The following is a 12,177-nucleotide window of genomic DNA, read 5'->3' on the forward strand; positions in this document are numbered from 1 at the left end:
TGATTACAGCGCTGTGTGGTTATTTTTCCGGCACATTTGTGAGTGATACGGGTGGCACATTTAAGAGTGATACACCTGGCACATTTGTGAGTGATATAGGTGGCACATTTGAAGTGATATTATCAAAATCGAAGTTGTAATCAGAAGCGTAACAGCTGTTGATGGAACTGACGTTTATTTGACTGGAGCAAGCCTTAACGATGAAGGAAACAATCAAGTAGCTTTATCAATTGTTTTGACTTTTCTTTGTCTGTTTGGTTTCTTAATTAAAGGAGGTAATGCAGAAATTCCTGCAGGAACACTTTGCAATGCAACAGTTGCCGGAAACACAACAATAAATGTTGATTAATAACAGTTTACAACCAATCAACCAAATATTTTATATAAGATAATAAATTAATTTGGTGATTAGACAAACGCCCTAATCTTTTCATAATTATAACCCGAACATAGTTTCGGGCACTCACAAGTTTAGGTTTTAATTAAAATAAGGAAGTTCGGTTCGTGAGAGTCGGACTTTTTGCTTTGTAACAAATAGCAATGCTGGTCCATTAGTTTTTCTACTTAATTCCTTCATGAAAAATATGCTTTGTTTCAAACCTTCTATCAGTTATAATCTTTTCATACTCGGGTTCTACGCAATAGACAATTCGATGTTGCCGGTTTAGCAATTCATTTTAAGTACAAAACTTGCGTTAAAGTGTCCGATTGCAGAATATATATCAAATAGGATAGTCATCGTTCTTTAATCAAGAAATTCTTTCATATCCAAATATCCAAACTGTATATCGTCATCCATGCTCAAGAGAATCCGGTTGTTATCCCTGTCATAACAAAATCTAGCGATTTTATATCCTGTTTCCAAAGTTTTTAGATAATTACCATCTAAGTCAAAAACTAAGAATTTGGTGGGAAAATTAGATCTTCCTTCTTTATTTAAAATTTTTTCTCCCGAGTAGAGTACTACTATTCTATTATTGCAAAATTTCACTGGTCCAAAATGATAAATACCATGTGTTTCTGTATCCCAATTAGGCCCATATATATTGTATTTTAGATCGCCATTGAGGCTACATATTGTCATTAAGTCATGAGGAGCATAACACTCTACATAGATACCATGTTCCATTGATATATCAAAACAAATACGTTTCTTTTTAACCTCTGGATGAATAGTATAACTCATATGCTTTACTTCACCAGTTTTCATATTGAATTTTCCAACAACAGGATTGAAATCACTATTACCAAGAGGTTGTATAGTTACACCAATAGATAATGTATCACTTATATAAATATAGTCATTAGGAAATAGCCCTGCATTCATTTTCATTTTTTCTATGGGGAGGTATTCCGGATCTGTAATTACGCTATCCAGATCATAACTGAAAATTTTATTTTTACCATGATCCGATACGTAAAACTTACGATTTACTTTATCCTCTGCTATATGTCCTATGCGCGCAATTTCTCCAGGTCCTTGTCCTTTAAGTGCTGTGCTTGTAATATACTTAAAATTGTTTTTATCAAAAATATGTATACATTCATTTTCCGATTTGTAATCATTGATGAATAAATAATTATCGACAATTAATGGAAGTGAATAATTATTAATGGGGAGATCTTCGATTACTATCTCTTTTATTCTGTTGTGAACATTAATTATATTATTTCTTTTATTCTGTTTTTTTTCAGTTGAAGAGCTTGATGAACAGCCTCCAAAAATGATGATGATTAGAAATATACCTAATATTTTATTCATATTTTGTAATGTTTTTCAATAAGTCTTCATTAATAGTATTTGCAACAATATCAGATACTATCATAAAATATTGCTTTGTACAAAAATAAAACATTCGTTCTGTTTATTATGAAATAGACAGGACATATTTTGATAATATTTTATTATTCTTGTAATGTTTGATAATAATAACTTCAAAACCGATCCATGTCTCAAGTGTTGAACAAAACAATATTTCTCAAAAAACTACTACTGACTGCGCATTTTCTATTCATCTTTATAATAACGTTTGTATAACTTTCCATGTCCCAAATTACAATTTAACACTCTCCTTGTCAGAGAACTGCTTTCATTAACTCCCTATAATCTTCTTAAAGTTCATATAACTATCCCCTAGCCCGGCATTCAATTGAATACCGGGTTGGGGGATTGCTTATTTCTCTACTACATGGTATATGGTTCCGGTTTGGGTTCTTTTGGAGGGGATTTGGTGTTTGTGCAGGATGCGGCCGAAATGGATGATTTTGGTGGCCGACAGATTAAAGAGTTTTTTCTCCTGCAGGCGGCCCAGTATTTCAACGGCAAGGAGCTTCTCTCCTTTCTCTGTGGATTCGGCGGCACGGAAGAATTGCAGAAACAGTTGCTCTGCTGGTACCTGTACCTGAAATTCTTTGTTGGTCTCCGACAAGATAGCCTCTTCCGGACCCTCAAACCAGTAGCGTTCGCCTCTCTTTATTTCATGCATGGCCTGGGCATACAGCTGGTCGTGGTTGATCTTCTCACGGTAATCGATGGGACCTGTAAGGCGGACACAGATGAAGCGACGGCTACCCGAGGTGTCGGTAAGCACATCGTAGTGGTTACTGGTGGCAATAAACGAAGCATACCGGCGCAACGATTCCACCGAAGCCTGATGGGGCTTGCGGATGGTTACAACGGGTTTCTGCATGACGTGCTTCAGAAAGCCCTGCTGACTCTCCTTTACCTGATCGAATTCGTCCATGTTGATCAGTGCGAAACGCGAAAGGTACATTTCGGTGTTACGCTTATTGCCCACATCTACCCCTTCGGCATAATAGGCACGTAGCTCCGGAGGGAGCAGGTTCAGGCAAAAGGTGGATTTACCTGTGCCCTGGGCTCCAACAAGCAATGGAGCCGTGCTGTTGGCATGCTTCTTATTGATACCCCGCCATTGTGCCACCATTCCCAGAAACCAGCGGTGGAAAAGGTTGCGCCAGTGGGGGTTGTTACAGGGGATGGTGTCGGCCAGAGGGCGGATACGGTCTTTTCCGTCCCATTCAGGCAACGAATACAGGTAATGGTCGATGGGAGAAAAGCGAGGCACACGGTCAGAATAAATGTAACGGTTCACATCTCTGTCCCACATCTTGATGCCCTCCTCCTGTCCGTTCAGGGCGATGCTGTTTAACAGACGGGGATTTACCTTCACAAAGTCGTAGCTGTACAGGCCTCTTTCGCGACACTCTACTTCGTCCTTCAGGGTGTTGTACCGAAGTTCGTAGCGCCGCTTCATAAACTCGTCGGTCTGCAGCGCCAACAGCTGCTCTGCAGCCAGGCAGATTTTCTCGCCAAAGCCGTTGTTCTTGCCGTACACATTCCGAAAGGTGGTGCGCACCTCGGTTTCACGCAATTTAAGTTGCAGGTGAAGCAAAGCCGACTGTACCGCCTCTTCCTCAGGAATGCCGGATCCGAAACAGTTGGTTGCCAACAAAACCAGCAGGGGTTTAAGGTTTGCATCGTCCGGTGGACCGCATTGGGTGAGGGCCGACTTCAACGAGGTTTCGAATAATAGGGAGAGTTGATCGGTACGGCTGTATCCGGGCATCTGCCGCCTGAGCGGATCGTTGTCGGCCTGCACAGCTTCCTGCCAGGTGGCTTCGCCCGGCATTTCGGTGGGCTGACTTTGCAGCACTGGTTTTGCCTGGGGGGCATAGTAACGGGTGGCATCGTGTACAAAAGGGCAGCTTACTTCGGGGGTATCGCCGCCGGTGTCAACGGCAAAAGGGATTTGTCCCTGATACAACCTGACAGCCCGGCGGTGTGTATGGGCATGAAACAACTTCACATCCTCTTTGGTACTGGGCAGTGCACCGTCGGGCCGTGTAAAGAGTACCAGTATATAAACCCGTGTACCGCAGGTATCGGCATAGGCCGCCAGGGTTTGGGGCAACTCGGCTGCCGTTTGTTTAACCAGACTTGCCTCGGCCGGACCGGTTAGGTTGCTAACCTGCAGCACCACCACGCCGTTGTAGTTTGTCGGCACCCGCAATCCGTCTTTCAGGACAAATGTCGAGGTACAAAGCAGACTGGCACCCTTGAGTCGTTTTGCAATCAGGCCGGCCTTTGCCCTGCCCGGTTCTTCCTGCATACACTCCATTACATCTGCAAACGAAATGTTGCGGATACTTTTTTTCACTGTAGATTCTTTAAAATAACTAATATTCATGGTATTAATTTTTAATTGTTTTCGTGAAGGTACTACCCGTATGCCTGGTTTTACAAATAATATGCGCACGAAAGAGCTCTCCGGAGCAAAATAATTATTACTTTTAAATTAGCTGTTTTTACTTAATAGTTTAGTATATTTGCATGTGAGAACTTCTTCGTCTTCCAACTGGGGGACAATGGTCACACGGCTGCGTGATCAATGTCCTCCATATGAGTGATCAATGTCCCTCAGCTGAGAGACGAAGAATATATCTTTGGTTAACAACTAATCATGCCGGTGAAACGACCTTATTGTTGGAGTAAAACGGTAATAAAACAAGTATAAAGTTATGAGTATCTATTATGACATGCGTGAAAACCCCAATCCCGAAAAAGATGGAAACCAAAAACCACTTCATCCCCGTGCCGTATCGAAGGGAACGATCAAAGCCGACAAGATAGTGGACGCCATTGCCCAGCGAACAGGTTTTAGCCGGGGAGAGATTCAGGGTGTGCTGGAGGAATATACCCAGGAGATGCTTTTGCGCGTTTCGGAAGGTTATAATGTGGAATGGGGTACTTTGGGAACTTTATCGCCTAAGCTGAAGGCCAAACGTCAGGTTATGACAAAAAGTGAGATCCGGTCGCCGTCCATTTCAGTATCAGGACTAAATTTTAAAGGCTCTGCCTGGTTATCGAGGCAATTGAACTTCGATCTGGAAAGATCTGAGTCCGGCTTTAACAATTCGACGCCCTACGGAGCGATTTATCGCAGGAAGCTGCTGGAGCAGTACCTGGATGAGAATCCGTACATCAAACGAACCGACTATTCCAAACTTACCGGCCAATTAAAAAATAAGGCTATCCAACAGCTGAACGAGTATGTGGAGCAAGGGGTACTTATAAGGCTGGGCAGAGGCAATCAGACGGAATACAGACGGGCAACCCAACCGGCAGCCGCCGAAAAATAATGAAAGATGACAGATGCAGGTGATCTGTCACCTTGCATCTGTCATCTTCAAACTCCGCATCCACACTGGGAAGTCTCCCTAAAAATGATGGATGACAGATTGTTTTGCTATAAATCGGTTTTATTGAACCGGTGTTTTTGGTTTGCGGTCGAAGAATGGATTTTTGGACGATGCGCTGATGGGAATAGCCATCACACAGGTACAATCGCCCAGATAGCCAAGCCGCTGTGCCGCCATACCGGCCGAAAACATTACACGACTATCCACTCTGCAGTCGGCCGCCGTTGCACAGGCAGATCCCACGGCAATACCCACATCGATGGTGTTGATGGCACAAGGTACGGCATCTGGCTTTTCGGCACAGGTGGCATAGCCGCAATGGGCACAGTTCAGTCCCTGTACTTTCTGGGCGGTTCCGATAATGATTACCGCCTCGGCCTGTTGAAGGTTCTCTGCATCGCGAAGCAAAAACTTCATACCCGATTCATCCGAATAACGTACCATCTCTTCCGAGAGGCGTACGATATCCTGATCGGTTACCATCCCTACCTCTATTATATCAATACCTTTCCCTTTGGGAGCCGTGCGGGCAGCCGTCATCATCTGACGACCTACCTGCAGCACATGTTCGTGCCTCGATTCGCGTTCATTTACAATCATAGTTCATGTATTTTCGGCAAACTTAGCTAAAATTGCCGGATTTGCTTTACTCCAACTGCAGGTTTGTGACTGTGTCGGTACCCTTATAGGAAAATTCCGGGTATTCGAACAGGGGGAATCGGGGCTCCGTTTTGCCGTCGGTATAGTACCAGATGCTCTTGTATGCTTCCGGATCTTCGCCCATGGACTGCAACTGCCTCAGGTAGGCGGCAACCGACTTATTCTCTACGATGTAAACCTGGTCCATATGGTCGATGATGGGACTGTGCCTGCGGGTGGCATCGTGTTCGAACTTCAGGATACGTTTGCCGTCGGGCGTAATGCCTGCCATAACAAATGTCATACTCTTGCCGATAGCCGGAAGGTTCAATACACTGCGGTCCGTAGCAGCAAACAACAGGTGGTTGTCTTTCAGGAAATGACTAAGGTTCCTGCCCAGATCTTTCGTTCCTTTTATCAGGTTGTTCAGTTCGCCAATCTTCTCAGACGGGATCCGTCCGAATATCTTTTCCTCTTCACTCTCCTGCAACGAGCGGCAGTTGGGTGTAAACATGGCATAATTTTCCTGAAATCCTTTTACGGAGAAGGTATAGTAGCAAACCACTCCCATGGTGTTGAGCAGTTGGCGAAGCTTGGCTGTATGACCCCGACGGGAAGCTGCAACGGTATATACCAGTTGGTTCGTGATGGTCCACCCCGCCGACAGGATAGCTTTGATTGCCTCGCGGGCTTCGGGGGTTACCTCCAGCGGCGACTGAAAATGGGTTTGAATAATAAACTGGCTTACGCCTGCTACAGAAGCTTTTTCTTTAAATTCGCGCAAAATCTCGACCAGTTCGTCGTTTACACGCATAGGCAGATAAGCTGGCAGACGCGAACCGAGACGTACCCGTTGCAGTTGGGCATATTTCCCGCCTTCGGGCCGGCTTTCGTTGGCTTTGCGTTTCCGTAAGGCCATTTTATATACGGCATCCAATATTTTGCGCAGGGTGGCATTCTGACTCATCAGGGCGTCTCCTCCGGTGATCAGGATGTCTTGCAACTGCGAATCTTCTTCAAAATAATGCATAAGGCGGCGTAGTTTCTTGTCCCAGCTCTCCTTTGGTTTTAATGCTTCCAGATCAAAGTTGAGCCGCTCGCTCTGGAAATCGTACATCCGCTGACAAACGGAACATAGCCCTCCGCAGGCTCTTCCCATGGAGTCGGGTATCAGAATGGCCACTTCGGGGTAGCGTCTGTGTATATTATGCCCTTCGGGAAGCATCCATCCGGCAGCATTAGGCTTGCCAGCCTCCACGATATCCTCCTTCTCCCAGGCCTTTATTGTTCCGTAGGTATCCACCAACTCCTGCGAATAGAGGATGTAGGTACGAATGGTGGCATCGTCGTAGCCTGCGTCTGTGGGATTCAACAGCGAGAGGTAATAGGGTGTTACGAAAAAAGGCATCTTCTTTTTGCGGGCATCGGTAAGCAACCGCATGGTATGCTCCGGCAACGAGTTACCAAGAAAGGTGTTGAGTTCCGTTGGTGACTTGATAGCCATAGACAAGTGGAAGTGACTTAGTTTCCACCATTCGCAAACTTTGGCATACTTCTGTTCGAAGTTAAAACTTTCTTCAAATTGGTATTTGGAGCTTCCTCCATGCTGGCGGTCAATTTTTTTGATAAGCTCCTTAATAATCCGTTCGCGGTTGGCTTCACGGATGGCCAGCACCTCTTTATCGAGGCCGGTCTGCCATCGGTTCATCTGTCTTTTCATCCAGGCTATATCATTCTTAACCTCCGGTTTTTCGGTAAGAGCTGCAAACTGGTGATACAGATCAAGCAGCAGATCGGTATGAGTATCACTGATAACCTCTCCCCTAAGGAACTGCCAGAGATGCGAAAGAGTCTCTATCCGGATCGCTTGTCCGGTAGAAAGTTCGTTTATAACCGATCCATCGTAGCTGATAAGACGTGAAATTGTACGCACTACGGCATTATCGGTCTGATGTGTGTTCAGTGCGGCCTGTAAACGGTTTTTAAAATCATTACAGGCTGCAGATTCTTCCGCCAGGCTTACCAGCCACGGGAGGTGTTTCGCATACATTTTTTTTAAACGGGTAATGTCTGAAGTCGTCAAATTCTTTTTCGTCATACGCTATTTTTGTTATTTGTTTTGTGGATGTATGTACATACAAAATGTACGTTTGTCAACAAATATACATAAAATAATGCACAATCCCGAACGGAAATGTATAATAACGGCATTAAATAGCGGAAAAAGTCACCTTTTGTAATTTCATCACTCAATAAAGCGTGAACGGGTGGTATCCGATGGCAGCATGCATTTTTCTTTTTTCCCGAACCATCTGTAGCGGTTTCGGGCAATAAAACGGTAGATTCCGTCCCGCAGGAAGGCGGGTATATGAATCAGAGGAAAGAGCAATTGCCAGCCCAGTCCGAGCTCTTTCAGTATATAAAGTACGGCCGAAGATTCGCGGAACGCATCTCCCTGTTGTGGTATATACACGATGCTGTCTGTTCCCCAATGCGTAACCCCGTTCCGCTCAAGCAAAGCTCTGCCGGCATCCGACTGTAAAGAGGCGAAACGGAATTTACCGTAACGGTCGCGTTTGATAATAAACTGCACCGCTCCGTTGCATAGGTTGCAGACACCGTCAAATAGAATTATTCCCATATGTTTTTGTCGCCACCTGAAATGGCAAGTAATTCAAAAACAGATGGGAAAAGCCTTATGTTCAATTCATCACTGACAATAGATGGCTTTGTTGCGGCGGGGAAGCACTTCTCCAATAATAGCTGCCTGGGGATGAAGCGAAGTAGCCTGAAGCTCCTGCAACAACCAATCGGCTTTATGAGCATCCACCCCAATCAGCAATCCGCCGGAGGTTTGGGCATCGCAGGCCAGCATCTTTTGTTCTACCGTACAGGAGGGGGCATAAAAGACATGCTCTTTTACAAAGTCGGCATTACGGAAGGCGGCTCCGGGGATGCAGCCCGACTGCAACAGCGACAGTGCCTGTGGTATTGCAGGAAGCGAAGCCAGCGACAATTGCAAAGTTACATGGGATGCTTCCGCCATCTTAAGGGCATGTCCCAGCAACCCGAAGCCCGTAACATCAGTTGCTCCTTTCACTCCGGCCAACTGCATACAGGAAGCCCCGGCTTTGTTAAGGAGTTTCATCTGCCGGATGGCTTCGTTATAGGCCTCCTCGTCCGCCATGCCCATACGTTGTGCCGCCATCAGCACCCCTACTCCCAGAGGTTTGGTCAGGATAAGCAGCTGCCCGGGTGTAAGTCCGGCGTTAGTTATCAGTTTGTCGGGATGAACGGTACCTACCACAGCCAGTCCGTATTTTGGAGGGGTGTCGTCTATGGTGTGTCCTCCCATGGTGAAGGCTCCGGATTCGTTTATTTTGTCCTGACCGCCTTCCAAAATACGGCCAAGCACCCCGAGGGGTATGTCTTTGGAAGGAAACAGGGTGATATTGAGTGCCAGCAAAGGGGTACCTCCCATGGCATATACATCGCTCAGGGCGTTAGCTGCCGCAATCTGACCGAAGGTGTAGGCATCGGAGCAGACCGGCGGAAAGAAATCGGTGGTTACGATAAGTGCGGTATCGTCGTTTAGCTTGTACACTCCGGCGTCATCGTGCGTTTCTATATCCACCATGATACGGGCATCCTTTATCAGAGGGATGTCCGATAAAAGTTCGGAAAGTGCTGTAGGCGAAAGTTTTGCCGAACAACCTCCGTAGGCGGAGGTACTTAATAAGTCAAATGAGGTTGTTGTCATAGATCTTCATTTCAATGTTTAAGGATGCCATCAGAGCCTTGAACGGCTCTACATCGGCAGCTGCAATTTCGAGGCACATGCCGCAATCCGACGACACCGAGGGAGGTACCGGTATAACCTTTATGGCTAATCCGGACTGCCTGCAGGCATTGTCGGCCTTGATTACCATTCGGGCTGTCTTAAAAACAGCTGTCTTAGTTGGTTGCGACATCGGCTATTGCTTTAATCAGGTTTTCTAAATCGGCTACCGTATGATAGGGCGACAGGGCGATACGTACGGTACCCGACGGAAAGGTTCCCAAGGTACGGTGCGCAAGCGGTGCGCAATGCAATCCCGACCGGGTTTCGATTCCGTGCCGTTCGAACAGCTTTTGAGAAATGGTTGCGGGCGGCTGACTTTGATGAGTAAAGGAAAACAGTTCGCCTTGTTGGTCGGATTGTTTAGCTCCGTAAATCTTTATTCCCGGAAGTTTGGACAACTCACGCATACATGCCAGCACATCCGATGGAGTGTGACTGGCTGCAGGTCTGTTCTCAAGGGCAGAAAGCAGTCCCACTATTCCAGCCACGTTGGGTGTTCCGGCCTGAAAGCGGTCCGGCATCTCGGCGGGCATCTCGTAGGAATCGGACAAGCTGCCTGTTCCGCCAAAGTGCGTGAGGGCGAGTTCCTGGGGTGATTTGCAATAGAATCCCCCGGTGCCGGTAGGTCCCATCAGCGCCTTATGACCTGTAAAAGCAACACAATCAATGTTCCAGTTTACCGCTTCTACCGGTATTTCGCCCAGCGACTGTGCTGCATCCAGTATGATCTTCCATCCCCTGGAGGTAGCCAGTCTGCTTATTTCGGCCATAGGCTGTATTACCCCGTTCACATTACTGAGGTGGTTTATTACAAAGAGGCTGTCTTCTCCCGCCGGCAGTTTACCAAGCGCATCCGTGTCGATGGAGCCGTCTTCCATTGCCGGCAGCACCTCCATGCGGATTCCCAGTGTGCGGTGCAGATGCCATAAAGGACGCATCACGGCATTGTGTTCCATGGGAGATACCCATATAACAGTTGGTCGCGAGGATACTCCCAGCAACAGGGAGTTGAGTGCACTGGTGGCATTGCTTGCAAAAACTATCTTTTCGGGATCAGCCACACCGAGTAAAGCCGACAAGGCATCGCGGCATTGTTCTACCTGCCGGGTTGCTTCGTGAACCCGTTGGTAGGCTGCCCGTCCGTAAGTACCCCCTTCGTCGGTTAGGTAGCGGCTTATACGTGATGCTACTTCCGGCGGCTTGGGGAAAGAGGTGGACGCATTATCAAAATAACAGTTCATAAGATCAGGGATAAACAATGTGACCGGCTTCAGACATATAGCGTGTAAGTGTAAACATGTTGCTTATCATGCCCACAGCCAACTGATTTTTAACTTCGTAATAGTCCACGCACGTTCCGCAGGCAATGATGGCTACGCCTTTTTCTTCCAGCTCCTGCAACGATGCTGCTGTATCGGTTCCGGTAAGGGCTATTTTAATACCGCTGTTATACAGGAGAATGGCTTTGGGCAGCAATACCGCCTCTTTAAGCGAGTTTACAAAAGCCCGCAGGAGGATTTGTCCCAGTTGGGAATCGCCCTGGCCCATGACATCCGATTTGATTACGACGATGTAATCGTTGCCGGGTGTGGTACAAAAGCGCTCGGCTCCGGAGGTATCGGGAAGCTGACCGGATTTGACCAGGGTAAGGGTATGCACCTCTCCTTCGCTTCTGAGCTGAGGTGTAAGTTTCAGTTCGGCAAGGTAATTCCGGAGGTTGCACAAAGCCGTATCATTATCGGTAAGAATTTCGATCATTTCGCCGGCGGTTGCCTCTTCGATGCCTTTTTTGGCCAGGATGAGGGGAGCGGGACAAAGTTGTCCTCTGGTATCTATCTGTTTCATATTCTTTGTTGTTTCTTCAATTTATCTGATTTTCGCTAATTGTTGTACCTGTTCAATGCCTACGTTGCATCCGTTTTCGTACAAAGCGAGTAATTTACGGGCTATAACGGCGGGATCCGAGTCTTCCCACAGGCACGGAATCTGATTGGGCCATTGCTTTCCCGACGAACGCCGGTATCCTTTGTCGTAATAGTTCAGCGCTATGCGAACGGCACTTTCCAGGTTATTCTGTTCTACGCACTCGATGGCTTTACGGGTAGCCTCGCCCCCCAAACGTTCTTCTATTTTACGGAAGGAGAGAATCAGCTCGTCGGGCTGAAAGGTTCCGTAGTCATTCAGTATATGTCTTATGCGTTCCTGATAAGGTATCTCGAGGTTCAGAAACGGAGCCGACAGCATCAAGGCATAAAAGGCGGAAGGGATAACAACCTTGCCGATGCTGGCACTTTCGCCTTCGCACCAGATCGGTCTTGCCGGATTGAAGGTACGCATCAAAGCGTGCAGATGATTGGTAAATTGTTCGGTGCTTGGTTGTGCGGTTTCTCCCAATGATCCGAAAGCCGATCCTTTATGATGCGCCAGTCCCTCCAGATCGATTACCTGCTGTTCCATACGTTGCAGCTGATGCAACA

The 12,177-nt window shown here is 46.7% G+C and carries 10 protein-coding genes and 1 pseudogene; 1 reads left to right on the top strand and 10 read right to left on the bottom strand.

Features of this window, described 5'->3' with window-relative positions; translation table 11 throughout:
* Positions 1-745 precede the first annotated feature (745 nt).
* Both AB7E53_RS12190 and AB7E53_RS12195 read right to left on the bottom strand, forming a co-directional pair.
* Positions 746-1,762 (bottom strand): 6-bladed beta-propeller, encoded by a 1,017-nt coding sequence (locus AB7E53_RS12190; protein WP_179398607.1) that lies wholly within the window; start codon positions 1,760-1,762, stop codon positions 746-748.
* A gap of 412 nt (positions 1,763-2,174) precedes the next feature.
* Complete coding sequence (locus AB7E53_RS12195) at positions 2,175-4,208, bottom strand: VapE domain-containing protein (protein ID WP_446775917.1); 2,034 nt, start codon at positions 4,206-4,208, stop codon at positions 2,175-2,177.
* A gap of 331 nt (positions 4,209-4,539) precedes the next feature.
* Here AB7E53_RS12195 and AB7E53_RS12200 point away from each other — a divergent pair, with 331 nt between their 5' ends.
* Entirely contained in the window at positions 4,540-5,160 is a 621-nt protein-coding gene (locus tag AB7E53_RS12200) for an HU family DNA-binding protein (RefSeq protein ID WP_179398613.1), read from the top strand.
* 120 nt (positions 5,161-5,280) lie between these two features.
* On the opposite strand, the gene AB7E53_RS12205 is transcribed toward AB7E53_RS12200, so the two are convergent.
* The 8 genes and pseudogenes from AB7E53_RS12205 to AB7E53_RS12240 all read right to left on the bottom strand — a co-directional run.
* Positions 5,281-5,820: a ferredoxin domain-containing protein gene (locus AB7E53_RS12205; RefSeq protein WP_446775919.1), complete on the bottom strand. Its 540-nt coding sequence runs from the start codon at positions 5,818-5,820 to the stop codon at positions 5,281-5,283.
* A gap of 46 nt (positions 5,821-5,866) precedes the next feature.
* Positions 5,867-7,957 (bottom strand): KamA family radical SAM protein, encoded by a 2,091-nt coding sequence (locus AB7E53_RS12210; protein WP_446775921.1) that lies wholly within the window; start codon positions 7,955-7,957, stop codon positions 5,867-5,869.
* Between the two features lie 147 nt (positions 7,958-8,104).
* On the bottom strand, positions 8,105-8,500 hold the full coding sequence (locus tag AB7E53_RS12215; RefSeq protein WP_446775923.1) for a thiol-disulfide oxidoreductase DCC family protein: 396 nt from the start codon (positions 8,498-8,500) through the stop codon (positions 8,105-8,107).
* Positions 8,501-8,569: 69 nt separating this feature from the next.
* Positions 8,570-9,619 carry a selenide, water dikinase SelD gene (gene selD, locus AB7E53_RS12220; protein WP_179398617.1) on the bottom strand — a complete coding sequence of 350 codons (1,050 nt, stop codon included), beginning with the start codon at positions 9,617-9,619 and terminating at the stop codon, positions 8,570-8,572.
* On the bottom strand, positions 9,600-9,830 hold the full coding sequence (locus tag AB7E53_RS12225) for a DUF3343 domain-containing protein (protein ID WP_446775925.1): 231 nt from the start codon (positions 9,828-9,830) through the stop codon (positions 9,600-9,602). Before AB7E53_RS12225 ends, selD begins: the two co-directional genes overlap by 20 nt.
* Positions 9,814-10,941 (bottom strand): aminotransferase class V-fold PLP-dependent enzyme, encoded by a 1,128-nt coding sequence (locus AB7E53_RS12230; protein ID WP_446775927.1) that lies wholly within the window; start codon positions 10,939-10,941, stop codon positions 9,814-9,816. The genes AB7E53_RS12225 and AB7E53_RS12230 overlap by 17 nt, the downstream gene beginning before the upstream one ends.
* 4 nt (positions 10,942-10,945) lie before the next feature.
* Positions 10,946-11,545: a sulfurtransferase-like selenium metabolism protein YedF gene (gene yedF, locus AB7E53_RS12235; protein ID WP_446775929.1), complete on the bottom strand. Its 600-nt coding sequence runs from the start codon at positions 11,543-11,545 to the stop codon at positions 10,946-10,948.
* Positions 11,546-11,566: 21 nt separating this feature from the next.
* Positions 11,567-12,177 (bottom strand): annotated as a pseudogene (locus AB7E53_RS12240) (tRNA 2-selenouridine(34) synthase MnmH); the annotation flags it as partial.

This window comes from Macellibacteroides sp., from assembly GCF_050251695.1.
In the GTDB taxonomy this organism is placed as follows: Bacteria; Bacteroidota; Bacteroidia; order Bacteroidales; family Tannerellaceae; genus Macellibacteroides; species Macellibacteroides fermentans.

Coding starts and splice junctions, on each gene's coding strand:
- AB7E53_RS12190 (WP_179398607.1), bottom strand. CDS start 1,762: ATGAATAAAATATTAGGTATATTTCTAATCATCATCATTTTTGGAGGC.
- AB7E53_RS12195 (WP_446775917.1), bottom strand. CDS start 4,208: ATGAATATTAGTTATTTTAAAGAATCTACAGTGAAAAAAAGTATCCGC.
- AB7E53_RS12200 (WP_179398613.1), top strand. CDS start 4,540: ATGAGTATCTATTATGACATGCGTGAAAACCCCAATCCCGAAAAAGAT.
- AB7E53_RS12205 (WP_446775919.1), bottom strand. CDS start 5,820: ATGATTGTAAATGAACGCGAATCGAGGCACGAACATGTGCTGCAGGTA.
- AB7E53_RS12210 (WP_446775921.1), bottom strand. CDS start 7,957: ATGACGAAAAAGAATTTGACGACTTCAGACATTACCCGTTTAAAAAAA.
- AB7E53_RS12215 (WP_446775923.1), bottom strand. CDS start 8,500: ATGGGAATAATTCTATTTGACGGTGTCTGCAACCTATGCAACGGAGCG.
- selD (WP_179398617.1), bottom strand. CDS start 9,619: ATGACAACAACCTCATTTGACTTATTAAGTACCTCCGCCTACGGAGGT.
- AB7E53_RS12225 (WP_446775925.1), bottom strand. CDS start 9,830: ATGTCGCAACCAACTAAGACAGCTGTTTTTAAGACAGCCCGAATGGTA.
- AB7E53_RS12230 (WP_446775927.1), bottom strand. CDS start 10,941: ATGAACTGTTATTTTGATAATGCGTCCACCTCTTTCCCCAAGCCGCCG.
- yedF (WP_446775929.1), bottom strand. CDS start 11,545: ATGAAACAGATAGATACCAGAGGACAACTTTGTCCCGCTCCCCTCATC.